The organism is Pseudomonas caspiana (assembly GCF_040224095.2).
Taxonomy (GTDB): Bacteria; Pseudomonadota; Gammaproteobacteria; order Pseudomonadales; family Pseudomonadaceae; genus Aquipseudomonas; species Aquipseudomonas caspiana.
Genome location: NZ_CP167995.1, coordinates 1,467,422 through 1,493,115 on the forward strand (window position 1 = coordinate 1,467,422; position 25,694 = coordinate 1,493,115).

At 65.4% G+C, this 25,694-nt stretch carries 21 protein-coding genes and 1 pseudogene; 13 read left to right on the forward strand and 9 right to left on the reverse strand.

Going from position 1 to position 25,694, the window contains the following annotated elements; genetic code table 11:
- Positions 1–225: 225 nt before the first annotated feature.
- Positions 226–927, reverse strand: a pseudogene (locus tag ABRP31_RS06595) (IS30 family transposase); the annotation flags it as partial.
- Positions 928–1,301: 374 nt separating this feature from the next.
- Between ABRP31_RS06595 and ABRP31_RS06600 the strand changes: the two are divergent.
- Complete coding sequence (locus ABRP31_RS06600; protein ID WP_002801620.1) at positions 1,302–1,583, forward strand: hypothetical protein; 282 nt, start codon at positions 1,302–1,304, stop codon at positions 1,581–1,583.
- Positions 1,584–1,714: 131 nt separating this feature from the next.
- On the opposite strand, the gene ABRP31_RS06605 is transcribed toward ABRP31_RS06600, so the two are convergent.
- The 3 genes from ABRP31_RS06605 to ABRP31_RS06615 form a co-directional block, all read right to left on the reverse strand.
- Positions 1,715–1,951: a DotU family type IV/VI secretion system protein gene (locus tag ABRP31_RS06605; protein ID WP_029996242.1), complete on the reverse strand. Its 237-nt coding sequence runs from the start codon at positions 1,949–1,951 to the stop codon at positions 1,715–1,717.
- A 256-nt stretch (positions 1,952–2,207) separates the two neighbouring features.
- Complete coding sequence (locus ABRP31_RS06610) at positions 2,208–3,287, reverse strand: Imm71 family immunity protein (RefSeq protein WP_029996241.1); 1,080 nt, start codon at positions 3,285–3,287, stop codon at positions 2,208–2,210.
- Positions 3,284–3,532 (reverse strand): hypothetical protein, encoded by a 249-nt coding sequence (locus ABRP31_RS06615; RefSeq protein WP_233403107.1) that lies wholly within the window; start codon positions 3,530–3,532, stop codon positions 3,284–3,286. Before ABRP31_RS06615 ends, ABRP31_RS06610 begins: the two co-directional genes overlap by 4 nt.
- Positions 3,533–3,559: 27 nt before the next feature.
- Between ABRP31_RS06615 and ABRP31_RS06620 the strand changes: the two genes are divergently transcribed.
- Positions 3,560–4,540: an IS5 family transposase gene (locus tag ABRP31_RS06620; protein WP_108350188.1), complete on the forward strand. Its 981-nt coding sequence runs from the start codon at positions 3,560–3,562 to the stop codon at positions 4,538–4,540.
- A 103-nt stretch (positions 4,541–4,643) separates the two neighbouring features.
- Here the strand turns inward: ABRP31_RS06620 and ABRP31_RS06625 are convergent, their stop codons facing one another.
- The 5 genes from ABRP31_RS06625 to tssJ form a co-directional block, all read right to left on the reverse strand.
- Positions 4,644–5,993: a hypothetical protein gene (locus ABRP31_RS06625; RefSeq protein WP_233403122.1), complete on the reverse strand. Its 1,350-nt coding sequence runs from the start codon at positions 5,991–5,993 to the stop codon at positions 4,644–4,646.
- On the reverse strand, positions 5,990–8,791 hold the full coding sequence (locus tag ABRP31_RS06630; RefSeq protein WP_349973432.1) for a type VI secretion system Vgr family protein: 2,802 nt from the start codon (positions 8,789–8,791) through the stop codon (positions 5,990–5,992). The genes ABRP31_RS06625 and ABRP31_RS06630 overlap by 4 nt, the downstream gene beginning before the upstream one ends.
- Before the next feature lie 10 nt (positions 8,792–8,801).
- Complete coding sequence (gene icmH / locus ABRP31_RS06635) at positions 8,802–9,593, reverse strand: type IVB secretion system protein IcmH/DotU (RefSeq protein ID WP_029996237.1); 792 nt, start codon at positions 9,591–9,593, stop codon at positions 8,802–8,804.
- Positions 9,590–10,924 carry a type VI secretion system baseplate subunit TssK gene (gene tssK / locus ABRP31_RS06640; RefSeq protein ID WP_029996236.1) on the reverse strand — a complete coding sequence of 445 codons (1,335 nt, stop codon included), beginning with the start codon at positions 10,922–10,924 and terminating at the stop codon, positions 9,590–9,592. Before tssK ends, icmH begins: the two co-directional genes overlap by 4 nt.
- 152 nt (positions 10,925–11,076) lie before the next feature.
- Positions 11,077–11,685: a type VI secretion system lipoprotein TssJ gene (gene tssJ, locus ABRP31_RS06645; protein ID WP_029996235.1), complete on the reverse strand. Its 609-nt coding sequence runs from the start codon at positions 11,683–11,685 to the stop codon at positions 11,077–11,079.
- A 259-nt stretch (positions 11,686–11,944) separates the two neighbouring features.
- On the opposite strand from tssJ, the gene ABRP31_RS06650 reads away from it, so the two are divergent.
- The 11 genes from ABRP31_RS06650 to ABRP31_RS06700 all read left to right on the forward strand — a co-directional run bounded on the left by ABRP31_RS06650 (position 11,945) and on the right by ABRP31_RS06700 (position 25,681).
- Positions 11,945–12,556 carry a M48 family metallopeptidase gene (locus ABRP31_RS06650; RefSeq protein ID WP_029996234.1) on the forward strand — a complete coding sequence of 204 codons (612 nt, stop codon included), beginning with the start codon at positions 11,945–11,947 and terminating at the stop codon, positions 12,554–12,556.
- 45 nt (positions 12,557–12,601) lie between these two features.
- The gene (gene tssB / locus ABRP31_RS06655) at positions 12,602–13,102 is read left to right on the forward strand and encodes a type VI secretion system contractile sheath small subunit (RefSeq protein WP_029996233.1); all 501 of its coding nucleotides are present in this window, start codon (positions 12,602–12,604) and stop codon (positions 13,100–13,102) included.
- Positions 13,103–13,105: 3 nt separating this feature from the next.
- Positions 13,106–14,602: a type VI secretion system contractile sheath large subunit gene (gene tssC / locus ABRP31_RS06660; RefSeq protein WP_029996232.1), complete on the forward strand. Its 1,497-nt coding sequence runs from the start codon at positions 13,106–13,108 to the stop codon at positions 14,600–14,602.
- 141 nt (positions 14,603–14,743) lie between these two features.
- Positions 14,744–15,241, forward strand: coding sequence for a type VI secretion system tube protein Hcp (locus ABRP31_RS06665; RefSeq protein WP_003467612.1), 498 nt, complete (start codon positions 14,744–14,746; stop codon positions 15,239–15,241).
- Positions 15,242–15,388: 147 nt separating this feature from the next.
- A complete protein-coding gene (tssE, locus tag ABRP31_RS06670; protein WP_019302186.1) occupies positions 15,389–15,877 on the forward strand; it encodes a type VI secretion system baseplate subunit TssE in 489 nt (162 codons plus the stop codon).
- Positions 15,878–15,879: 2 nt separating this feature from the next.
- On the forward strand, positions 15,880–17,715 hold the full coding sequence (gene tssF, locus ABRP31_RS06675; protein WP_029996231.1) for a type VI secretion system baseplate subunit TssF: 1,836 nt from the start codon (positions 15,880–15,882) through the stop codon (positions 17,713–17,715).
- The gene (gene tssG / locus ABRP31_RS06680) at positions 17,679–18,770 is read left to right on the forward strand and encodes a type VI secretion system baseplate subunit TssG (protein ID WP_039588082.1); all 1,092 of its coding nucleotides are present in this window, start codon (positions 17,679–17,681) and stop codon (positions 18,768–18,770) included. The genes tssF and tssG overlap by 37 nt, the downstream gene beginning before the upstream one ends.
- Positions 18,771–18,861: 91 nt before the next feature.
- Entirely contained in the window at positions 18,862–21,594 is a 2,733-nt protein-coding gene (gene tssH, locus ABRP31_RS06685) for a type VI secretion system ATPase TssH (protein ID WP_349973460.1), read from the forward strand.
- A 31-nt stretch (positions 21,595–21,625) separates the two neighbouring features.
- Positions 21,626–21,979, forward strand: coding sequence for a hypothetical protein (locus ABRP31_RS06690; RefSeq protein ID WP_029996228.1), 354 nt, complete (start codon positions 21,626–21,628; stop codon positions 21,977–21,979).
- A 92-nt stretch (positions 21,980–22,071) separates the two neighbouring features.
- Complete coding sequence (locus ABRP31_RS06695) at positions 22,072–24,834, forward strand: type VI secretion system Vgr family protein (protein ID WP_039588080.1); 2,763 nt, start codon at positions 22,072–22,074, stop codon at positions 24,832–24,834.
- The gene (locus ABRP31_RS06700; protein ID WP_046736019.1) at positions 24,809–25,681 is read left to right on the forward strand and encodes a hypothetical protein; all 873 of its coding nucleotides are present in this window, start codon (positions 24,809–24,811) and stop codon (positions 25,679–25,681) included. The genes ABRP31_RS06695 and ABRP31_RS06700 overlap by 26 nt, the downstream gene beginning before the upstream one ends.
- The last annotated feature ends 13 nt before the right edge of the window (positions 25,682–25,694 follow it).

Below are 25,694 nucleotides of genomic sequence, written 5' to 3' on the forward strand. Positions count from 1 at the left end.
GAAATCGATCATGCATCGAAGCCGGGAAAAGAAACAGCCAATTATCTATGAGGTCGTTGCGACGGAAAATTGCACCTCACCTGCCTACTGATTAGGCGTGGGTGCTCCCGTCATGCCTTTCTCCCAGACGATCGAGAATCCGATAAAGGCATTGCACGGTGATGTCGACACTTGGAAGATCGAGCAGCACGATGGCGGCGATGAGCTGACTCTGCGAGACGGAGCATCGGTCTGTCGTGGCAAGTACTGTCGGGTCAACCCGTTGGCATTTTGGTTGCTTCCTCGCTGCTATGCGCAGTACGGATCTGCAAAATAGAAATCGCTCTGCAAGCAGGCAGCAATGAGGCGATGATCAGCGAACTCCTTGCCATTGTCGGCGGTGAGGGTGTGCACTGTATAGCGTAGTCTACCCAGCCGCTGAACGATGGCGTTGCGCACGTTCTAGGCGGTGCCGTCAGGCGAGTAGGCCAAGCAGATACAGGCGACTGCGGCGTTCGGTCATGCTGACCACCACGGCCTTTCCGTGTGAGGCCCGGATGGTATCCAGCTCCCAGTCGCCGATGCGGCTTCGCTGCTCCACCACGCTTCTGGTCGGCATAGATGTGCCGATAGATCCATTCGTGACTGGCCAAGCCGGTGCGACCGGAAATCTGTTATGGACTGAAATCCTCGCTCAGCAGGACCTTGATCTGGGCAATGCGCTCAGCGTCGATGCGTGGACGCTGGCTTGCCTGCGTGCGCCGATGCTCGCTGATGCGCTGCGCGTGATCAGGCAGATACTGCCGAGCGAGCTGGTTGCGGCGCAGTTCGCGGCTGATCGTGCTGGGTGCGTTCCAACACACTGGCGATGGCCCGCATCGACATGCCGGTTTCATATAACGCTTGCAAACGGTATCGTTCTGGCAGGTCCAGGCGACTGGATGACATGGGCAACTTCACTTGGTTGTGATGTGTTATCCGTAGATACTCCGCCCCTACACCCCGCTACCCGAGTCGGCAGGAAAACAGGGCGGGTGAGTAATAGACGGTCGGCGCGAGGCCGTGCGCCGATCCACCCGGACAGGAGATGCGATATCGCCGCGCTCGATGCGGTTCCGGCGTATTACCCATCCGACCATTACACCCTCGGTCAAGCGAACAATTATGGCCCAATGCGTGCGGCACACGAAACGCTCCACGCAGCAGAGAAGCCTTAGTTGCGAGGGGCGTAATCGCAGCGCGAAATCAGAAGCGCTCGTACCGCCCGTATTTCCGCGCATATCTACGATCATGGCGTCATCCCGCATTGAGCCAGAGACGTTATGAATGACTACGGTTCTTTTCGCTACCTGCCTGCAGATGGTTGGTACGCCGCCTATCCCTCGACCGATACCGGTGAAGAGCGCATCTTCCAACGTGTAGCGCTATGGCGGGTCGCCCCGCACGGAACGATTGTTGGCCTGATCTCGTTGCCCGACGACGGCCAGGGCGAGATCGAGTCGCAGCTTCTCAGCGCTCCCCGCGGACAAGGAGTCCACTACATCCACATCGATGACTTGACTGAAGAAGAACGCAAGCAGATCCGCCACAGACGTTTCAGCTGATCGCAGCTGCTGGGCCTTCTTGGGCGGGGAAGGGATCATGAGGGTCGGCAGGGATTCTTGAAAAATTTCTGTGCTGACAACGAGTTAGCTAACTTTTAGCTGTTTTTTTTACACGAATCCCTGCCGACCCTCTATTTGGCCGTGTAGATGCCCTCGGAGGAGATGCCGATCTTGACCGCGCCGCGCTCCACTGCATCAAGGAATTTCTGCACCGACTGCACGAAGGATTCCGTGTCGCCGGGCATCTGCCCGCGTTTGAACAGCAGCAACAGATAGAAGCCGTCGGCCATCAAGTCAAGCAGGCTCTGCGGCTGGGACTGCGGCGCGCTCGCCAGGCCGTGCGTGCCCTGCGACGTCAGCGACGGCATCGGACCGGGGTGGGTGGCAACGAATGCATCATGAGGTCACCGCGACAAGTTCCATCTTCAGGTCATGAATGCCGGCCGGCACGTAGAGCATCATGGACTGCGCCTTGAGCATGCGCTCGTACAGCTGCCCGGACGCACCGGGATCGCCGCCACCGTATGCACCGCATCGCCTTCTCCGGCGGCTTGCTCGAAGCACCAGGCCAGGCCGGCATCGGCTAGCAGGAGGGCGGGGCTAGCGCCGCATGCATTTAGCGCGTTATTGATCGGCCAGCACCCATTGCACCTTGCGGCCTTCGTGCAACGGAAGCTCGTCGCCCGCGTTGAACTGCGCGGCCGCGTTGAGATCGTCCATGACCAGCCAACGGCCGGCCTGGGATGCGCGTTGACCGCTCATGGCCGATACCTGCCTGCGCTGCGGTTGATCGCTTGCAGCAACGATGGCCGCTGGGTCATTGGGCTGCATGAACACATAGCCGGCCTCTTCTTCCGGAATGGTGCCGTCCTCGTAGCGGTCGTCGCGCCAGATCAGGCGCCAGACGACATCGATATTCAAGACGTCATCTTCGATCTCCTGGCTGGCTTTTGGTGCGGCGGAGCCGCCATGCAAGTAGTTCATTGCCGCGATGTACGGCAGGAAACCGCTTGGCACATCTGGCTTGGAAAACAGGCTGAATTTCTTTGGTTTCGGCGCATCCACCGGCTCCCAGATGCCTGAGCAGGGAATACGACTGCCAGTGGCAACCAGCGTGTTCTCAACGGGGTCAGGTACGTCCGGAATGACCGGAGGAAAATGCATCCTGGAAACATTTTTCTGGAACCATTCTCCATAAATGTTATGGGCTGGATCTTCGAAGTAACGACCTTCGATGATGTCTGCCCATATTTCATTTCCGAGATGACGCATCTTTTCAAGGCATTCAGAAAACTCATCCCATAGCGGCGTCAAGTCCTTGTTTATACCATTTTCGCCAATCTCAATTCGCCAAATAAGTTGAGTGAAATGACTGACGATTCGATGCCCCATGACGAACTCGCCATTGGCATCGAACTTGAAGACGCGCTTGTCGCCCTTGCGCAGCCTGCGCACGCCTTCTTCATAATGGGCGAGCCCCTTCAAAATTAACACATAATCCGACTCGCTTATGCCGCTTTTCTCCAGCCACCCTTTCGCATCGGCCTCCCGCACGCTCCGCTCGGTCACATCCGCCCATGCCTGATACAACTCGAACATACGGTTCCACGCAGTGAACGAAGATTCCTTCTTCAGCTGGTAGAACATCTGACGCCGTTCAAGATCATTGGGCAACATCAGCCCGTCGGGAAAATTACTGCTCACGGCGATACCACCACTTGACGATGCTCCTTGGTCGCTTGCTCGCGCTCGGCAAGGCGGACGGTTGTGACGCTGGTCGGGCCAGGCGTATGGAAGTAACCAATGATGCCATTGACATCCTCCCAACCGGTCGGCTTTATCTCGAAGCGCATGCCACTGACCGGATCGACCCACGCTAAGGGCCTGTTTTCGGAAATCACGCGTTTACCTAAGGAACCTCTGAACAACGCACCATAGATACGCGACACTACCCGCCTCATGTTGAGGAGTAATCCATGCAACTGACGTTCGGCGACGCTGAAGGCCTGGGCAAGCGCAAGCAGACCCGCCGGGAGATCTTCCTGGCCGAGATGGAGCAGGTCGTTCCGTGGCAGCACTTGCTCGGTCTGATCGAACCGCACTATCCGGTGTCGGGGCGCCCTGGTCGACAGCCATACGCACTGGCGACGATGTTGCGGATTCATTTGCTGCAGCAGTGGTATGCGTTGAGCGATCCGGCGATGGAAGAAGCGTTGCACGAGATCCCGATCTTGCGAAGGTTTGCCCGGCTCGGTGGCTTGGACAACGTTCCCGACGAGACCACGATTCTCAACTTTCGGCGCCTGCTGGAGACCCATGGCCTTGCCGCGCGCATGCTGGAAGCGGTCAACGCGCATCTGGCGCGCAAGGGCCAGAGCCTGCGGTCGGGCACGATCGTCGATGCGACGCTGATCGCTGCACCCAGTTCGACCAAGAACGCCGATCACGCGCGCGACCCTGAAATGCATCAGACCAGGAAGGGCAATCAGTGGTATTTCGGGATGAAGGCGCACATCGGCGTGGATGAGTTTTCCGGGTTGGTGCACCACGTCCATTGCACAGCGGCTAATGTCGCCGACGTCACGGTGACGCACACGTTGCTGCATGGCAAAGAAGACAGCGTGTTCGGCGACAGCGGCTACACCGGCGCGGACAAACGCGACGAACTGCAGACCTGCAAGGCAGCATTCTTCATCGCCGCCAGGCCCTCGACGACGCAAGCCATCGGCAACAACCGCGAGCGTGCTCGGGAACAGCGTTGGGAACACTTCAAGGCCAGCGTGCGCGCGAAGGTGGAGCATCCATTCCGGGTGATCAAGCGCCAGTTCGGTTACACCAAGGTCCGCTATCGCGGCCTGGCCAAGAACACCACGCAGGTGCTGACGTTGTTTGCGCTGTCAAACCTGTGGATGAAGCGAAAGCAGTTACTGCCTGCTATGGGGAGCGTGCGCCTGTAACCCGGGGATTTCCCACGGAAAGCGCCAGAAATGGCCAAACTCCGAAGATCCAAACGCGACTCTCCGCAACGACGCGACATTCCGCGCTCTCAGGCCGCGTTATTCAGACCTTCCCTAAAGCTGTTAGTTGATCTGAAACGGTCTTATCCAATAGGAAGAATGCCTGGGTCGCACCACCAGGCAGGTATTGCCCCGGAAGCTTTTTACCAGCTTGCTCAGCGACAGTGCCGACTACTGCCTTGGGGCCATTCTCTCCGACCACCTGGCCGGTGACGATAAATCCATTGCGATTGAATTCGTCCAGCACTGCGGTGGGCGGGCGCCATTCCTGGGCGCTTTTTGGCGCCTCGCCAATGCCCCACCAAGCCCCTCCTGCAAAAGACTCGCGTATTTTTAGGTCGTGCGTGACTCCCTCTTCACCAAAGGCACGAAAGAAATGTTCGCCATCGCGCAACTGTCTATTGATCATCTTGCCAGAATACGCTTGTAAGGCCTGATGGGAATCACGCTCAGCCCGAGCAGGGTCGGCCAAATTCGGATAACCATCTTCGTGCTTGTACAAGTGCTCCCATTTCTTTGGTCGATTCACCAGCGCGGGATTCTGCTTGAACCCGCCCCGGCTCGAACGTACCGGCAGCACGCCATCTTCTACCAGGCGCGCCTCGTCGGCGCGGGTGATGACGCGCTCGCCGGTAGCCACCCGGTGCAGCGCCACCCGGCTGGTCGTCTCGCCGCCGCTGCGCACGTAGGCCTGCAGTTCGCGCAGGTTCTGGTCCAGTTCCTTGATCGCCTTGGGGATCATCTGCTCGGCGGTCGTGCGCAAGGTGCCCAGACCGCCGATCAGTCCATCGATCCGCTGTGCCAACATCTCCGGCATCAGCGCCCCCATCCGGGCCTTGGCCTTGCGCAGCACCGAGGCGAGGGTATTGGTGAGCGCGGCGAACCGCTCCATGATCTGCGCTTGATAGTCGGCGAACTTCAGCCGCAGCAGCCACGCCTCGGCGTTGCGCGTGCCGATGCGGTTGAGGAAGGCGATGATGTCCTTGGCGCCTTGCAACAGGTGCGCGGCACGCGCGGCGCCGCGCAGTTCAGCGGCCGCCTTGAACACCTTGCACAGGATGCGGCCCACGCCCTTGATGACGCCACCGATCACCGGCACCAAGGCCAGCACCAGCACCACGAGCAACACCCATTCCCAGACCCGTTCGCGCGCCTCAGGGTCATCGATCAGGCGGATGACCACGGCGATGATGTCGCGCGCAGCGGTGACGTCACCTACCAGCGGGATCATGCCGATCACCGCATCCACCAGGATCTGCGACAGCGAGGCCTTCTCGTTGAAGGCGCCTTGCACCGTGCCCCAGGTCCAGCTGCCGACATCGGCCGCCATCGCCTGGAACTGGCTCCAACTGAGTCCGCCGGGGGGAGATGCCGCAGGTATAGCCCCCATCATTGCACTCCTTTACCGGAATCGGCGGTGGCGGCGGCCAGATACTTGTCCACCACTCCGTCCAGCCTTGCATCGGCAGGATTGGCCGCGTGATCGGGCGTGGGCGTCATGTCCTTGCGGCCGAACAGGCCTGGCATCGGCGAGAACACCACCTCGGCCGAGCCGCCGGGGACATTCGCCACCTCGGCGCGTCCCTGCGCGTCGAGCGTGCCCTGCCGTTTGCTGCCATCGGCCAGGATGACCACGTAGTCGGCACCGGCCAGGCCCTGATCGTCGTGGTAGCGATGATCAAGCGACAACGTTTGCAGGGGAAGGCGTTCTTCCGGCAGCGGCGGGATGGCGACGGTCTTCATCTCCCCACCCAAGAACGGATGCCGACTGGCCTTGACCGTGAACTGCCCCGGGCAGGCGAAGGTGATGTCGTCGCCTTCCAGGGTGAGGCGGGTCTGTCCGGCCTGCAGGACGATCTTGTGCTGCGCCAGCACGTCGATGCGGGTGTCGGTGGCGGTGACGGTCAGCGCCTGGTCGGCCAGCAGTTCCAGCGCGCCGGTGTGCGCCTGCAGGCTCACCGGGCCGGCGGCGGCGATGAGTGTGATCGGCCCGCGTTGCGCGAACAGCGCGGTGTGCTGGCCGGATACCGCCGACAGGGTCTGCCCGGCGCTCAGCTGCGCATCGTGCTGCACGGTCAACTGCAGGGCCTGCCCGGCATAGGCCACCGCGCTGGCCGGGGTGGTCCAGGCGATGTGGTCCGGCGACTCGCCGAGCAGGCGCGCCTCGGCGAATCGTTCCACCGGCGCCTGGCCGTCGCGGCCGCCGTCGGCCGGCTTGGTCGCCGGCTGGCCGCCGACCGCAGCGGCGTACTTGCCCTGGGCCTGCGGGTCGATCGCCTCGCGCAGCCGGGTCACGCTGGCGCTGGCGTCCAGGCCGGGCACCTGTTGCTGGGTCAGGGTGTCGTGCAGCGCCTGGGCGGTGCGTTCGGCGCCGTGCAACTGGGCCACCGCCTCGGCCACGTCCAATGCGGTCGAGGCGCCCTGGCAGCGGGCGCTGCTGGACAGCAGCAGGCCTTGCGCGGCATGCACGTTGCCCCAGCCCTGCGAGGCCAGTTCGAAGCCCTGGCCGCGCAGCGCGCCGCGGGCGGTGTCGCTGTGCTGGACCAGGTAGCCCAGTTCAAGCCGGGTGTCGGCCAGCGAGGTGTGCAGGCGCGTGCGCAGCTGGCCGGGGGTGTCGTCCAGCAGCCATTGCTGGGTGCCGCTGCCATCGTGGGACTGGGTGTGCAGGCCGCTGAGCGTGCCGGGGTGGCTGGCGCTCTCGTCCAGGCCGCCGCCGAAGGGTGGGGCGACCTCGCCGTTGTACAGCTGGCCGGTAATGCGCGGCTGGTCGATGTCCCCGTGCAGGAACTCCACCAGCACTTCGCTGCCGATGCGCGGCAGGAAGTGGCTGCCCCAGTTCGGGCCGGCCACCCACTCGGCCACCGGCACCCAGGTGCCGGCGCGCTGGTCGCCCGGCGCGTGGCCCGGCGCGGTGCTGGCGCTGTCGGTCAACCCGCCGGGAGTGGGCTGGTCGCCGCGTTGCCACGGGAACTGGATCCGCACCTGGTGGTCGCGGCTTGGGCTCAGCGCCGCATCGGCCACGCCGACCACGCGCGCGCTCTGCGGCCCGGGCATGCGCGGGCGGTCCTGCGGCAGCGCGCGCAGCGGCGTGGCCGCCGGCACTGCCAGGAAGCGGTTGCGGTAGCTGCCGTGCTCCAGGTCCGGCGTATCGAGCAGGGCGACGATGCCCTGGCCCAGGTTGTTCACCGCCACATGCTCGATCGCCACCGGAACGAAACGCTGGCCGTCGTGCTGGGCGTGCTGGCGCAAGGTGAACGCCGCCCCGGCCGCCAGCACGCGGGCGCTGCCGGCACCAGCGTGCAGCGCGTCCAGCCGCGCCTGCGCCTGATCCTGCGCGGTCGCCTGCTGGGCGAAACGCCCGGCGCGCGGCTGCACGTAGACCTCCAGCGGCGGCAGCGCGCCGGTCTCGGACTCGGCTTGGGCCTGCGCCGCGACCGCGCGCAGCTGCTCGCTGTGCCAGCTGGCCACCGTGCTGGCGGTGGGCACCACGCCGCGGCGCTCGCCGAAGGCGCCGATCGCGTCGTCGGCCTCGGCCGCGTCGCTGCGATGGAAGCGGATCATGCCGCTGTCCGGCACCTGCGCCTGCGGGTCGAAGATCACCAGCGTGGCCGCGGTCGCCTCGCCGTCCTCGTCCTGCGCGTGCGCGTAGCGCCAGGCCAGGCCGGCCTCGGCCAGCAGGCGGGTGACGAAGGCCCAGTCGGTCTCGCGGTATTGGGTGGTGATCGGATGCGCGGGCAACGCGGCTTGCACGTCGAAGCGGAACGCCGCCTGCGGGTAGTCGGCGAAGATCCGTTCGCAGATCGCGCGCGCGTCCAGGTCCTGGAACACCAGCGCGTTGCGCCGCAGCTGCAGCAGCGCCGTCCACGGCGCCAGGGTCAGCCGGTAGCGGGCCAGGCCGCCGTCGCCGCCCAGTTGCGCCACTTCGGTGCACAGGCCCTGCCAGTGGCGTTGCGTGCCGTTGGCCTGGCGCAGCTGCAGGTCCAGCGGCTGCTCCAGCAGCGCTTCGGCATCGAGAAACGCCGAGGTGGCCAGGCACGCGATCTGCAGCACGGTGGCGCCGCACACCGCCTCCTGCCCGTGGAAGCGTTCCACCACCAGCCCCTCGACCGGGGCGCGCAGTTGGATCAGGCGGGCATGTTGGGACGGCTGCGCCAGACTAGCGAAGGCGACGGCCAGCGTCGGCATATCCATAGCGACGTACTCACGGCAGGGTGATCGTAATGTGCGCGGTGCGGTGCGGCATCTGCACCACTTGGTTGTAGGCGGCCATGCGCTGCTCGGTCTGGTGGTCCAGGTACAGGCGCAGACCGAAGAAGCCGAGCAGGCCAAAGCCGGCCACTAGTGCGGCCGGCAGCCACAGCGGCACCACGCCGTGCAGTGCATGGCGCACGGTGTCCGGCGGCGGCCAATGCGGTGCGAAACCGGTGCGCTTGCCCTTGAAATAGATGATCTCGTCGCCCAGCCGCGCAGTCAGGTAGCCGAGCTTCTCCGGCCCTTCCAGCCGATACTTGCCTTCGAAGCCAAGCAGCAGGCAATAGTGGTAGATCTCCAGCGAGGGCAGGCGCACGGCGCCCTGGCGGCGCAGTTCTTCCAGGCGATCGAAGAAATGCTCGCCGGCCAGGTGTTCGCCGAACAGGCGCAGCTGTAGCGGATTGCGTTCCCAGGTTGCGTGCAGGGCCGAGGGCTGTGACAGGATCGCTTCGTCCACCGCCGCGCAGAACGCGTATTTGGCCGCGTATATGTCCTCGGACGCGATGCCGAGCTTGACCGCGCTGCGTTCCACGCCATCAAGGAATGTTTGCACCGACTGCACGAAGGATTCGGTGTCGCCGGGCATCTGCGCGCGCTTGAGCAGCAGCAACAGGTAGAAGCCGTCGGCCATCAGGTCGAGCAGGCTCTGCGGCGTGGAGGGATACGCACTGGCCAGGCCGTGCGGCGCCTGCGCGGTCAGCGACGGCATCGGGCCGGGGGTGGGGGGCAGCGGGTTCATCATGAGGTCACCGCGACAAGTTCCATCTTGAGGGCATCAATGCCGGACGGCACATAGAGCATCATGGACTGCGCCTTGAGCATGCGCTCGTACAGCGGCCCGCGCGCTTCCAGGGCGAAATAGTAGCTGCCGGGACGGACCGGGATCGCCGCCGGCACCTGCGCGGCGTGGGTCAGCTTCACGCCCGGCAGGGCTGACAGCACGCACTTCTCGACGTCGTCTGGCGCACCGACCTTGAACCGTACCGGCACCGTCTGCACCAGTTCCGGCCCGGGCATGTCGGCCGACACGCTCAGGTAGAACGCGGCGTTCTCGTCGATCCGCTGCGAATCGATCCGGCCCAGGTGGAACGACGGCTTGACCTCGCTCAGCGCGATCTTGAAGTAGCGCGCCGAGATCACCGTGTCGAGCAGGTCGCGCACGATCTGGAACAGGCGCTGGAAGCAGGCTTCCGGCGCGGCGTGGTTGTACCGGGGCAGGTCGTTGAGCTGGTAGGCGTTGGAGAACGTCAGCAACGCGCCGGCCATGCGCAGCAGTTCCTGGTGCAGGCGCTCGGGGTGCAGTTGCGGATGATGGAACAGGTGCGACAGCGCGCCGAACGAGGAACAGGCTGTATGCAGCAGCCAGAACGAGGCGATGTCGCCGGAGCGGAATTCGATGATGTGCTGCGACGGTTGCCGATGCAGCCCGTACAGCGCATCGACCTTGGCCTGCAGCGAGTCGAGCAGGCAGCGCAGTTCGCGATACAGCGTCGGCGAGGCGTCGATGTGCGCGCATGACGGGATGAAGTCCTCGTCCAGCTCGAAGCCGCCGGTCGGGGTACGGCGCACGCGCGCCACCGGCACGGTCACGTACGGATCGCGCGGAGTGTCGTCGGTGAGCAGCTTCACCGCCTTGCTCAGGTACGCCAGTTCCGATTCGGCCGCGTCGGTGTACAGGTCGCTGGTCGGCCGGTTGAGCTGCTGGTAGCGGGCTAGTTGCGAACCCTCCGCATCGCTGCAGTTGCCGCCGTCGTCGCGCAGCAACGGCAGCGCCAGGTACACCGCGGTGGTCTGGATGCCGGCGGGCAGGTCATTCAGCGACAGCGCGTCGGGCAGCGCGTCGTGCGCCGGCGCGTCGTACGATTCGCCATCGGGAAAGACCACCGACAGGTCGAGCGCGCGCAAGCTGCCGCTGGCCATGCTCTGCAGATCGAAGCGGATCCGCCGCGTTCCCCAGCCATAAGGATGCAGCGTCTGCGCCAGATCCTGCAGCCTTGCTTCGTGGTAGGTGTCCTGGCGCTGGAAATGTTGCGGCCGCAAAAACAGCCCTTCGCCCCAAAATACTTTCGACATCCTGCTTACATAAGACACGGATCTATCCTTGGATTTGAAGAGGTCGGTCAGCACCGAGACGGCCGGCCGCGACAGGCGTGGCCTCGCGTCCATACCGCAGATACCTTGCAGACGGGCGGGATACTACAACAGCACGCGTCCGCAGGCGGGCGCTAGCGCGCGGCGGCGCAACGCACCGACGCCAGGCTGCCGGGATCGCCCGCCAGGCGGGTGACCAGCGCCGGGCTGTCGGTGGTCAGCGCGCAGGCGTGAATGCCGATGGTGATGCCCTGGGTGGGCAATTCCTTGCGCCGCGTATCGAAGGCCATGCGCCAGCGGCCCTCGGCCGGCGCGCGGAACAAGGCCACCACGCCCAGCGTGGTGGCGCCTTCGGACATCTGCTCGTTTAGTTCCTGGCGGGCGCTTGGCGTCAGCACGATCTCGTTGACCGACAGCAGGTCCGCGCCCAGTGACGCTTGCTCTCCAGCCTGGTCGAGGAACGCGGTGAACGGGGCCTGCTCGAAGCGCTGCGCGCTACGTAGGTGATAAATCTTGACCACCGCTGCAGTGGCGCGCTTGTCGTTACCGGCATTCAGGTTGCTACCGGCGAACAGCCGCAGCGAAATCAGCGGTGGCGGCGCGGGTTTGGCTTCCTTGACGCCCACTGCCTGTAGCGTCTTGTCCATCGCGTTGCCGATGTCGCCGCTGGCGCAGCCAGACAGGGCGAGGGTGGCGGCAAAAAGGGCCAACAGAAAACCGAGACGACGAACGGACATATTCATGCTTGCTCTGAATTGGCAGACGGGGACGATCCGCACTCAACCACTCATGGGGGCTTCGTCCCTGGACGGCGCGCCCGACAGCCGTGCAGAGATCTCAGCATGGGGCAGCCTCCGGCAGGCTTGACGCAGTCGTGGAGCGACCCTATACCGAGGCCTGTTTGCAGGCTGTATACTTGCGGAACAACGGTGGGCTTGGCTCATCCGTCTTCACTTCGGCGGCTACAAGTTTAACTTCAGGATCGGTTTTCCAGAGGAAGTCATGATGACGGTGGTCAAGGGGCTGGCCAATTACCGGCCGATGTTCGGATTCGTTTTGATAGCCAGCCTAATCGGTTGCACGTCGGCGCCGAAGAAGGCTCCGCCGCCGTCGTTCGACGCCACGATGTCGCGCGCCGAAGCCGAGGTCACCAGCGGCGGCGCCGAGCAGTCTCTAAAAACGTTCGAAGACGCCGGTCGTGCCGACCCTACCCGCAAGGAGCCGTGGGTGCGCATCGCGCAGCTACAGTTCGACCGCGGCAACTACGCGCGCGCAATCGTCGCGGCGCAGGAAGTGCTACAGCGCGATCCCGACGACCTTGTCGCCGATGGCGTGCTGACTGTCGCAGGCTTCCGTATCGCCAACCAGTCGCTACAGCGTCTACAGAACCGCGGTGCGCTGGCTTCGGGCACAGCTCGCAAGGAGGCCGAGACGCTGGCTAGCACGCTGCGCGCGACTATGGGCGACGATATCCTTCAGCCTGAAGAGCCGAAGAAGCGCAAGCCCGTCCGCAACACCCGCCGCGCCGCGCCGCCGGCTGCGAAAGACGCCGCGCCGCCCAAGGAAACGCCCAATGCGTCGGCGGATCCGTTCCAGAACTTGGGCGGCAACTGACCGGTCATCCGGACTCCCCTAAAGCCTTAACGTCAGGAGACACTCATGGCTAAGAAGGAAAGCATCCAGAAACGTCTGCAGAAGATTCGGCCGCCGCGCGTGCAACTGACCTACGACGTGGAAAAGGGTGACGCGATCGAACAGAAGGAACTGCCGTTCGTGGTAGGCGTGCTTGGGGATTTCAGCGGCAATCCCGAACAGCCCCTGGCCAAGGTCAAGGACCGCAAATTCGTCAACGTCGACCTCGACAACTTCGACGAGGTGATGGAGGCAATGGCGCCGCGCGCGGTTTACCGCGTGCCGAACAAGATCAGCGATGCCGGGGGCGAGTTCGGCGTCGAACTCAAGTTCAAGTCGATCGACGACTTCCGTCCCGAGGCTGTGGTCGATCAGGTGGAACCGCTGCGCAAGCTGCTCGAATCGCGCACCAAGCTGGCCGACCTGCGCAACAAGCTGGCCGGCAACGAGAAGCTCGAAGACCTGCTAACGGACGTGTTGAACAACACCGAACAGCTGAAGAAGCTGGGTCAGGAAAAGGAGAAGTAAGCCATGGCCGCAGAGGTTTCGAGTGCCACCCACAATTCGGCGTCGGCCACGCTGGCAGAAACAGGCTTGCTCGACCAGATCGTCGAGCAGAGCAAGGTCGCCAAATCGGAGACCGAGCACCAGCGTGCGAAGGACATCATCTCCGAGCTGGCCAAGGAGGTGCTAGAAGGTACCGTCGTGGTGTCGGACAACCTCAATCTGACGCTGGACGCGCGCATTGCCGAGATCGACCGGATCATCTCCGAGCAGCTGAGCGCGGTGATGCATGCGCCGGAGTTCCAGAAGCTGGAGAGCAGCTGGCGCGGCCTGCACTACATGTGCGAGCAGACGTCCACCGGCGTGACGATGAAGATCAAGGTATTCAACTCGCCCCAGCGGGATCTGGTGCGCGACTTCAAGTCGGCGATCGACTTCGACCAAAGCGCGCTGTTCAAGAAGGTCTACGAGGAAGAGTTCGGCACCTTCGGCGGCGCGCCATTCGGCGCACTGGTCGGCGACTACTATATCGGCCGCCAGCCGGAGGACATGTACTTCGTCGAGCAGATGTCGCATGTGGCCGCCGCGGCGCACGCGCCGTTCATCTCTGCCGCGTCCGAATCGATGTTCGGCCTGGAAACCTTCACCGACCTTGGCAAACCGCGCGATCTGGCCAAGGTGTTCGACACTGTCGAATACGCCAAGTGGAAGTCGTTCCGTGAGTCGGAGGACAGCCGCTACGTCGGCCTGACCATGCCGCGTTTTCTCGGGCGGCTGCCGTACAACCCCAAAGACGGCACTACGGTCGAAGGCTTCAACTTCGTCGAAGACGTCGACGCCGCCGACCATAGCAAGTATCTGTGGTGCAACACCGCTTATGCGATGGCCACGCGCCTGACTAAGGCGTTCGAGGACTACGGTTGGTGCGCGGCGATCCGCGGTGTGGAAGGCGGTGGCCTGGTCGAAGACCTGCCGACCCACACCTTCCGCACCGACGACGGCGAAGTGGCGCTGAAGTGCCCGACCGAGATCGCGATCACCGACCGCCGCGAGAAGGAACTCAGCGACCTGGGCTTCATCCCGCTGGTGCATTGCAAGAACACCGACTACGCGGCGTTCTTCGGCGCGCAGTCGGCGCAGAAGCCGAAGAAGTACAACACCGATTCGGCCAATGCCAACGCGATCCTGTCGGCGCAGCTGCAGTACATGTTCGCTGTGTCGCGTATCGCCCATTACCTGAAGGCGATGATGCGCGAGAAGATCGGCAGTTTCGCCTCGGCGCGCAATGTCGAGGATTTCCTGAACCGTTGGATCTCCCAGTACGTGTTGCTGGACGACAACGCCGGTCAGGAAGCAAAGGCGCAATACCCGTTGCGGGAAGCGTCTGTCCAAGTTTCGGAAGTGCCGGGGAAACCCGGTGTCTACCGCGCGGTGGCCTTCATCAGGCCGCATTTCCAGCTCGATGAGCTGTCTGTTTCGTTGCGTCTGGTGGCCGAACTGCCGGCTGGTACCAAGAAGGCGTAGCGTTTCTTGTTGTCGTAGCGTCGAGGGACGGAGATCCCACTGTTTTGCAGTTGACGCAATGTCCTTCGGGACAGGCAAATAACCGCCAGGCCCCGCCTGGCAAATCAATCTCACGGAAGACCGGAATTTAGGAGACCAGATATGCAGCACGCGTTTCTTTCTATCGACACCATCAAGGGTGAATCGCACGACGACAAGCACACCGACTGGGTGGAGATCAAGTCGTTCTCCCAGGACTTGTTGCAGCCGCGCTCGGCCACCGCCTCCACCGCTGGCGGTCAGTCGGCCGCTCGTGTAAACCTGTCGCCGATCGAGATCGTCAAGTCGATCGATCTGTCCACCACCGCGCTGAATCAGGCGTGCGCCAACGGCACCACCTTCCCCAAGGCCCGCATCGAGTTCATGCGCGCCGACAAGGACGGCAATGCCATCAACTACTACCTGGTTGAGTTGATGAACGTGCTGGTACACCGCGTCACCACGACGGTGGACGAGGACGGCATGCCGCAGGAAGTCGTCCAGCTGAGCTTCGGCGCGATCAAGTGGACCTACAACCAGCAGAAGCCGGAAGGCGGAGTCGGCGGCAAAGCGGTTGCGCAGTGGAGTGCTACCAAGAACATTCCCAACTACACCGTTTGATGTTTGTTTTGCGATGGCGCCTTCGCGCGCCATCGCATTTCCGCGCCGCGCGCAGACACAGGACCGACGCACAGCAGGGCCGCGCCATCCGCCGGTCGCGCCTAGTTGGCAGCAAGGCTCAAGGACGACTTCACGTAGGGGCGGTCAATGAAGGGACTCGAACCCAGTCTGTTGGAAAAATTGTTCGACGACACGCCCAAGTCCACGGGTGGATCGCATGTGTTCAAGGCCATCTCCATCGACCAGTACAAGGAATCGGTCGCTCGCGACCTGGAAGGCCTATTGAACACCCGTTCGGCCTTCAGCGAAGAAGGCCTCACCGAATTTCCCAATTGCAAGCAGTCGTTGCTGACCTACGGCCTCGGCGATTTTTCTGCGATGAGCCTGGCCAATGGCTACGACCGCACGATGATCTGCCGCTCGCTGGAGCAGGCGATCGCGCGCCATGAGCGGCGCCTGCGCAACGTGCACGTGAAGCTGGAAACCGCCGGCCAGTTCGGCGGCGGCCTGCACTTCACCATCCATGCGTTGCTGGACATGGAGCCGGCGCGCGAGCCGGTGAGTTTCGACGCCATGCTGCAACCGTCCACGCTGCAGTACTCGGTCAGCCGCCTGCGGCGCCAGGCGGCGCCCTGACCATGCAAGACCTGCTTCCCTACTACGAACGCGAACTGGGCTATCTGCGTCGCTATGGGCGCGAGTTCGCCGAGCGCTATCCCAAGATTGCCGGGCGTCTGCAGCTGTCGGCCGACGGCAGCCAGGATCCGCATGTCGAGCGCCTGATCGAGGCGTTCGCGCTGATGGGCGCGCGCATCTCCAAGCGCATCGAGGACGACTACCCCGAGTTCACCGACGCGCTGCTGGAAGTGCTGTATCCGCACTATCTGCGGCCGTTTCCGTCCTGCTCCATCGCCTATTTCGACATGGAAGGCGTGGCTGCCAAGCTCAGTGCGCCGATCCGCGTGCCGCGCGGCAGCTATCTGCAGTCGCGCCCGGTGCGCGGGATCAACTGCCGGTTCCGCACCGCCTACGACGTGGTACTGGCGCCGGTGGCGGTGAAGACCGCCAGCTACCGCGGCGTGGCCGAAGCGCCGATGGCGGTCAGCCTGCCGCCGGGCACCGGCGCACAGATCTCGATCAGCTTCGAGCTGTTGTCCGACCAAGCCTCGTTCGCCGGCCTGGGCACCGACGCGCTGCGTTTCTTCGTCGACGGCGAGCCGTCGTTCTGCTCGGCGATGCGCGATGCGCTGGCGCTGGGGGTCAAGGCGGCCTATGTCGAGTCCGACGGCAGCGGACGCTGGCGCCGGCTGGCGGAAACCCCGCTGGCGCCAGTGGGATTCGCCGACGACGAATCGCTGATCGATTTCCCGGCGCGTTCGCACCCGGCCTACCGCCTGCTGACCGAGCTGTTCGGCTACCCGGACAAGTTCGGCTTCTTCGATCTTCAGCTCAAGCCGGTGACCGCTGGCGCCAGCCGCTGGTTCACGCTGCACCTGGTCCTGCAGGCGACGCCGCCCGATCGCGCCGCCAACCAAGTGCTCGAGGAGTTGGATCGCAAGAACATCCGCCTGGGCTGCACCCCGGTGGTGAACCTGTTCGCGCAGCATGGCGAGCCGATCCGCGTCACCCATCGCAGCGTCACCTATCCGGTGATCGCCGACGGGCGCCGCGCCTTTGCCTACGAAGTGCATTCGATCGATTCGGTGCACCGTATCCGGCAGACTCCGCAGGGCGAGCTGATCCAGGAGTTTCGCCCGTTCTATTCGCTGCACCATGGCGAAGACCCCGAGCGCGCCGGCCAGTATTGGGTGGCGCGGCGCGACGAGGATGTGGCGCGGCAGAGTCCCGGTTACGAAACCGAATTGAGTTTCGTTGACCTGGAATTCAATCCGACCCTGCCGCAGACCGATGTGGTCAGCGTCGAGCTCACCTGCAGCAATCGCGATCTGCCCAGCCAGCTCGCCTACGGCATCGCCGGCGGCGACCTGTCGATCGAGGGCGGAACCCCGGCGCGCGCGATCAGCTTGTTGCGCAAGCCGAGCCGGCCACTGCGGTTCCGCCACGGGCGCGGCGCGCAATGGCGGCTGATCTCGCACCTGTCGTTGAATCAGCTGTCGCTGACCGGCAGCGGCTTGCCGGCGTTGAAGGAGATGCTGCGGCTGTACGACATCTCCGGCAGCAGCGTGTCGTCGCGGCAGATCGACGGCATCGTCGGCATCGAGCAGCATCCGGTCACCACCTGGCTGTCCGGCAAGCATTTCGCATCGGTGGTGCGCGGCCTGGAAGTGCGTTTGACCATCAGCGAAAACCATTTCGTCGGGACCGGCGTGGCCGCGTTCGCGCATGTGCTCGACCACTTCTTCGGCCTCTACGTCCACGCCAACAGCTTTACCCGGCTGGTGCTCATTTCCAGCGAAACAGGGGAGGAACTCGTCCGATGCTTACCGCGAAGCGGCGAATCGATCCTGGCGTAGCGCTGCAACTGCTGGCCGAGCCGCATCGCTTCCAGTTCTTCCAGGCGATGCGGATTCTAGAGCGGGTGTTCCAGCGCCAGGGGGTCAAGGCCGGTCAGGCCCTGCCCACGCGCGTGCGTTTCCACAACTCGCTGTCGTTGGCCTTTCCGGCGACCGAGCTGGACCCCGTCGGCCAGGCCTATTCGCAGGACGGCGAGCGCCTGGAAAGCGATGCGGCGCTGGCGTTCGCGATCGAGACCGAGAGCCTGGGCGAAGTGCATCTGACCCCGAACTTCATGGGGTTGCTGGGCACCTCCGGCGCATTGCCGCTGCACTACACCGAGACCCTGCACGAACGCGAGCTGTACCAGCGCGACCGTACCCCACGCGCGTTCCTGGACATGTTCTCCAACCGTGCGGTGGCGCTGCACTACGCCGCGTGGAAGAAGCACCGGCTGGCGCTGCAGTATGAGCTGGACCGGCGCGAACGCTTCCTGCCGCTGGTGCTGTCGCTGCTGGGCATGGGCATGCCGGGACTGCGCGATCGCATGGTCGACGGCGGCGGCGACGTCTTCGACCAGGCGGTGGCGTACTACGCCGGCGCCATCCGCCAGCGGCCGATCTCGGCCAAGCTGCTGCAGCGCGTGCTGGCCGACTACTTCAAGGTGCCGGTGGAGCTGGAACAGTTCGTCGGCGCCTGGTACAAGGTGCCGGCGCAGCAGGCCACGCGGCTGGGCCAGGCCAACGCCACACTCGGGTCCAGTGCGCTGGCCGGCGACCGGGTGTGGCAGCGCGACCTGCGCATGCGCCTGCGCTTCGGTCCGCTGCAGCGTGAGGCTTTCGACCAGTTCCTGCCCGGAGGCAGCGCCGCGAAGGCCTTGTCGAAATGGCTGACGCTGCTCACCGGCGGCGGGCTGGAATACGAGGTCAAGCTGGTGCTGCGCGCCGAGGACGTACGCGGCTCCGGCGTCGGCGAAGCACTGGGCGTACGCCTGGGCTGGGACAGCTACCTATGCTCGCGCCCGCAGACCCAGCCGCGCGCCGACACCACCTACGGTCTGCATACCCTTCAATAGCCCGGGCGCGAGCCCAACGCCGACGGCAGGAAGTGACGTCGGCGCCACATCATGAAACCGCCAGCATGGAGCGTCCTGTTTTCGCATGAGCATCAATCTCAAGACCCTGATCAGCAAACTCGACGACACCTGCCGGCAGGCGGCCGAGCGCGCGGCCAATCTGTGCATGGCGCGCGGCAACTACGAAGTCGACCTGGAGCATCTGTTCCTGGCGCTGCTGGAGCAACCGCAAAGCGATTTCGTGCTGATCGCGCGCCGCTGCGGCATTTCGCCGGAGACGCTGGAACGCGATCTCAGCGAGGAGGTCGGCCGCTTCAAGGCCGGCAATACGCGCACGCCGGTATTTTCCCAGCACCTGCCCACGCTGTTCGAGCACGCCTGGCTGATCGCCTCGCTGGATTCGGAAACCACGCGCATCCGCAGCGGTCATCTGCTGCTGGCGATGCTGACCGAGCCGGACCTGTCGCAGCTGGCCTACCGCGGTTCCAAGCAGTTCGTGAAGATCAAGCTCGACGCGCTCAAGCACGACTTCGCCCGCCTCACCGAAGGCTCGCAGGAAGCCGGGCAAAGCCTGCGTTTCGCCGATGCCGGCCAGGCCGACGCCGGCGGCGACCCGGTCGATGGCCTCACCGGCGCGCCGGACGGCAAGGGCGGCCTGAGCAAGACCCCGGCGCTGGACCAGTTCACCACCAACCTCACCCAGCGCGCCCGCGATGCGCAGATCGACCCGGTGATCGGCCGCGACGGCGAGATCCGGCAGGTGATCGACATCCTGATGCGGCGGCGCCAGAACAATCCGATCCTCACCGGCGAAGCCGGCGTCGGCAAGACCGCGGTCGTCGAGGGGCTGGCCCGGCGCATCGCCGAGAAGGACGTGCCGGACGTATTGCAGGGGGTGGAACTGCATGTGCTGGATATGGGCCTGCTGCAGGCCGGCGCCAGCGTCAAGGGCGAGTTCGAGAACCGGCTGAAGAACGTCATCGACGAGGTCAAGAAGAGCCCGCATCCGATCATCCTGTTCATCGACGAGGCGCACACGATGATCGGCGCCGGCGGCACCGCCGGCCAGAACGACGCGGCGAACCTGCTCAAGCCGGCGCTGGCGCGCGGCGAGCTGCGCACCATCGCGGCCACCACCTGGAGCGAATACAAGAAGTACTTCGAGAAGGACGCGGCGCTGGCGCGGCGCTTCCAGGTGGTCAAGGTCGAGGAGCCGAGCGAGACGCTGGCCGCGGCGATGCTGCGCGGCATGGTGCCGCTGATGGAGAAGCACTTCGGCATCCGGGTGATGGACGAGGCGGTCACCGAGGCGGTGCGCCTGTCGCACCGCTACATCAGCGGCCGCCAGTTGCCGGACAAGGCGGTCAGCGTGCTCGATACCGCCTGCGCCAAGGTCGCGCTCGGGCAGAGCGCCACGCCGGCGATCATCGAGGACACGCGCAAGCACCTGGACCGGCTGGCCGCGGAGTTGGCCGCGTTGAACCGCGAGACCTCCGGCGGCGCCCGCCACCACGACGCCCGCGTGGCCGAGCTACTGCAGGCGCAGGAACGCGCACGCAAGGTGCTGGCCGACAACGAGGCGCGGCTGGTGCGCGAGCGCGAACTGGCCGAGCGCATCGTCGCCCTGCGCGCGCAGATGGAAGCGGCGCCGGCCGCCGCCGAACCCGCGGCCGCCAGCGCCGCCGCCAAGCCGGCACGCGGCGCGGCCAAGCAGGCCGCCGCGGCGGCTTCGCCGCAGCACGCGCAGCTGGACGCGCTGCTCGCCGAGCTGGGCGAGCTGCAGGGCGAAACCCCGATGGTGCCGCTGCAGGTCGACGGCGGCGTGGTCGCCGAGATCGTCTCGGCCTGGACCGGGGTGCCGCTGGGGCGCATGGTCAAGGACGAGATCCGCACCGTGCGCAACCTCGACAGCCTGCTGGTCGAGCGCGTCATCGGCCAGGACCATGCGCTGGCCGCGATCGCCCAGCGCGTGCGCACCGCCACCGCCAAGCTGGAAGACCCGAACAAGCCGCGTGGCGTCTTCCTGTTCGTCGGCCCGTCCGGCGTCGGCAAGACCGAGACCGCGCTGGCGCTGGCCGACATCCTGTACGGCGGCGAGCGCAAGCTGATCACCATCAACATGAGCGAGTACCAGGAAGCGCACAGCGTGTCCGGGCTGAAGGGCTCTCCGCCTGGCTACGTCGGCTACGGCGAGGGTGGCGTGCTGACCGAGGCGGTGCGGCGCAACCCGTACAGCGTGGTGCTGCTGGACGAGGTGGAGAAAGCACACCCGGACGTGCTGGAGATGTTCTTCCAAGTGTTCGACAAGGGCGTGATGGACGACGCCGAAGGCCGCGAGATCGACTTCCGCAACACCTTGATCATCCTCACGTCCAATGTCGGTTCCTCGCAGATCATGCAGGCCTGCCTGAACAAGCCGGCCGAGGAGATTCCGGCCGCCGACGCATTGGCCGAGGCGTTGCGCCCGATCCTGATGCGCAGCTTCAAGCCGGCCTTCCTCGGCCGGCTGAAGGTGGTGCCGTATTACCCGATCAGCGACGACGTGCTGGCGCAGATCATCGCGCTCAAGCTCGGCCGCATCCGCGACCGCGTGGCCGCCAACCACAAGGCCGCCTTCCAGTGGGACCAGAGCCTGGTGGAGGCGGTGTTGGCGCGCTGTACGGAGGTGGATTCGGGCGCGCGCAACGTCGACCACATTCTGAATGGGACGCTGTTGCCGGAAATCGCCGAGAGCGTACTCGCGGCGATGGCCGAAGGCGGCAAAATCAACGCCATCAAGGTAGGCGCCGGCAAGAACGGCGCGTTCAAATACAAGTTATCCTGACCCCCGCAGTCCATCACCAAGGAGGAACACCATGGATTTTTACGGATACAACCGCGCCAAAGCCATTGCCCATTGCGACAGCCTGGCCGTGGGACGGGCAAGCCGCCAGACCGATAGCCTTCGCAGCTGGAACCGCCTGCGTCCGGAGCACGTGGTCGAACTGCTGAGCAATGCCGCCGCCGACGCGCGCGCCGATGCGCGCGCGCTGGCCTCGTTGATGGAGCGCACTTGCTGGCGCATCAATATGCAGGTGCCGACGCAGGGCAAGGCCAACCAACTGGTCAGCAACGTGCGCGAAGTGGCGATCACAGCCGCCGGCCGCGAGTTCAAGCTGCAATGCACCGAAAGCCCGTCGCTGCAGCTCGAACGCATCATCGCCGCCTGAGCCGCTTCACCACGCGCCACCCTCCAGGCCGCGCTCGCGCGGCCTTTGGCCGCCAGGCGCGGGCGGCCGATCTGTAATCGCAAGGAGCACCTATGGACCCGGTCGCCACAGTACTTTCCGCGCTGAGCGCCGCCCCGCGGCAGCAAGAACGGCTGTTGCGGTTGCATACCGCGCTTGGCCCCGACGTGCTGGTCGCCGAGACCCTGGATGGCCACGAGTCGGTCGACGGCGGCGGCTTCCGTTTCGACGTGGGCGCACTGTCGGCCAACGCCGGCCTGCCCCTGGACGACCTGCTCGGCCAGCCGGTGCTGCTGGAGCTGCTCACCGCCGAGTCGAGTACCGCGCTGCGCCCGTTCCATGGCCATGTCACCGCGTTCGAACGGCTCGGCAGCAACGGCGGCCTGGCGCGCTACCGGCTGGTGGTGGAGCCGTGGCTGGCGCTGCTGGCCCAGCGCGTGGACAGCTACGTGTTCCAGGACATGAGCGTGGTGGAGATCGCCGAGAGCGTGTTCGCCGACTACGCCGAGCAAGGCGCGCTGGCGCCGGCGTGGCGCTGGGAGCTGTCCGACCGCAGCACGTACGCCAAGCGCAGCCTGACCACGCAATACGAAGAGACGGACGCCGCGTTCCTGCGCCGGCTGCTGGCCGAGGAAGGCATCGCCTATTGGTTCGAGCACACCGGCGCCGCCGACAGCGACACGCGCGGCACGCACACGCTGGTGCTGTCGGACCACAACGCCGCCTTCGCCGCGCTGGGCACGGTGCGCTACCACCGCCACGACGCGACCGAGCAGCAGGACAGCGTGCAGCAATGGTCGCCGGCACGGCGCTGGCGCACCGCCAGGCTGTCGCGGGCCAGTTGGGACTACCGCAGCCGCAGCCTGCGCCCGGCCGGCGCCGAAGCCACGCCGCTGGGCGACATCGACGCCGCGGACGTGGACACCGCCGGCCCCTATGGCTGGCAGGACAGCACGCGCGGCCAGCGCCGCGCGCAGCAGCAGCTCGATGCGCAGCAGGTGGCGGCGCAGACCATCCAGGGCCAGGGGACCTGGCGGCAACTGGCGCCGGGCACGCGTTTCGGGCTGCGCCAGCATGCCGGGGTGGCGGCCGATGCGGCGTTCCTGTGCCTGCAGGTGCGGCACCAGGCACGCAACAACCTGGGCGCGGAGGTGTTCGACGCGCTGGAGCAGGCGCTGGGTGCGGTGACGGTGGCCGGCGCGCCGCTGCCACCGGCGCTGGCGGGCCTGAGCGGCGGGTATGCGCCGGCGCAGGAAGACGCTGAAGTGGAGTTCTACCGCAACCACTTCACCGCGTTGCCGGCCACGGCGACGTACCGGCCGCAGACCGAGGATGGCCATGGCGTGCGCCTGCATCCCAAGCCGACGGTGAGCGGCACGCTGAGCGCGATCGTGGTCAGCGACGGCGACCCGGTGCAGTCCGACCGCGACCACCGGATCAAGGTGCAGTTCCCGTTCCAGCGCGGTGCCGACGCCAGCAGCGCGCTGGCGCATCCGGGGGGCGAGGACAACGCGCCGGGCAGCGCCTCGGCGTGGACCTGGGTGCGGGTGATGACGCCGTGGGCCGGGGACAACTGGGGCGGCGTAGTGCTGCCGCGCAAGGGCCAGGAAGTGCTGGTGGGGTTCCTGGAAGGGGACATCGACCGGCCGGTGGTGATCGGCAGCGTGTACAACGGGCGTGGCCAAGACGAGGCGGCGCACAACCAGGTCGGCGGCGGCGGGGCCGGGGCCACCGGCAATGCGCCGGCGTGGTTCCAGGGCAACGCGCACGGCGCGGTGTTCACCGGGTTCAAGAGCCAGGCGCTGGCGCAGAGCCAGGACGGCACCGGCGGCTACCAGCAGCTGCGGCTGGACGACACGCCCGGCCAGGGCCGCGCGCAGCTGTCGACCACCCAGCACGCCAGCACCTTGACCCTGGGCCACCTGAAGGGCGGCCGCGACAACCTGCGCGAAGGCGAGCGCGGGTACGGGGCGGACCTGTCCACGCAGGCCTACGGCGCGGTGCGCGCCGGCCAGGGCCTGCTGCTGAGCAGCGAGCCGGGCCAGCAGCAGCTGGCGGCCAGCCAGGCGCTGTCGCAGCTGGAACAGGGCGAACAGCTGCTGCAGGCGCTGGCCGATGCGGCCCGGCAGCAGCAGGCGCAACTGCCGAACGACCCGGACAGCCTCCCCGCCCAGGACGGGCTCAAGACCCTGCAGGCCAGCCTCAAGGCGACGCAGAGCGGCAGCGCCGCCAGCCAGCTCCAGGGCGGCGACGGCCAGGCCCCGGGCTGGAGCCGCCCGGCGCTGCTGGGCAGCGGCAGCGCGGGCGTGATGAGCCTGACCCCGGCCGACCAGGTGTGGGTGTCGGGGACGCAGACCACGCTGCTGGCCCGCACCGCATTGAACTGGGCCAGCCAGGCGCAGCTGGTGCTGGCGGTGGCCGGCGGATTGGTGCTGTACACCCAGGGCAGCGACCCGGTCGCCGGCAGCCCCAACCAGGAGCGCGGCATCGCCCTGCACGCCGCGCAAGGCACGCTCAGCGCCCGCGCGCACAGGAACCAGGCCAAGATCGCAGCCAAGACCCAGGTCAAACTCGTCAGCACCACCGCCGACGTCCAGCTCGCCGCGCCGACCAAGCACCTGCTGGCCACGGCCGCCGGCGCCTACATCAAGCTGGACGGCGACGACATCGAACTGGGCGCGCCGGGGACGATCGAGTTCAAGGGCGGGCATCGGGTGTGGACGGGGCCGCAGGGGGCATCCATGAGCCCCGTGATGCCATCCGCCAGCCACAAGCTGTGTGAATACACCGCGCTGGCCGCGGATTCTGCTGGTGCTGGAACGATGGGAGCGGCGTGACGTGCAGCGCTGGCCCATCACTGAAAATACATTTCTTGAATACGATTTTGCCGTCGTCAATCCGATTCAACTGGACGATGCCGGGTGGGAAGACTTGCCGAACCTTCCGATCGTGCCTAGCCGCTATCAGTCGCAAGCGCAGCTTTTCCCGCGGCTGATCGATCTTGGTCAGCTGGATCGGCACGCCCGTATGGACTTGTTCGAGCGCCACGTTTCACTGCATTCCTTCGCACAGGTCTTCTACTTTTGCGTCCTCCTGAAATCCGCCGCGCCAGCCGTCGGTGTGGCGGGGCATCTGGCCCGCCAGATGCAGCAATACGACACGGTCAGGCGGATGCATGACGTAGTGCGTGTCCACGACGCTCGCGTGCTTCAGCATCTTGACTGGATACTGAGCGGGGAACAATGGGAGGCCTTGCTCGGCCCGATCGATCGGCTGGCGTGGCCCCAGGAGTGTCCGATCTGGACCCACCGCGAGAAAACCTCGCTCGCCACGACTGCGCCATCGCATCTGACGTTCTCTGCCGATCAATGGCGACAGATTCTGAGGTTGTCGGAACTCAACCAATGCCTGGCACGCCTCGGTCGTCTCATCCCTGATCTGGAAAAAAGCAACAGTACCGCGCAAAAAGTGGATCGCTTGCTCGTCAAGGCCCTGCAGACCTACGGTTTGCGGGATCGCCGCGATCGTGCGCTTTTCGTGGAGCAGGCGTTCCAATTCGGGGAAGGCATTCACGAGCAACAGGAGGTGCGCCGGAAGCTGGAGCGCGCCTGCGAAGGTGAAGCATCGTATGTCGGCCTCTGTGCCGAAATGACAACTCCGCTGCGGCCGCTCGCTGGCGCGTGATGAAGAAAGGACA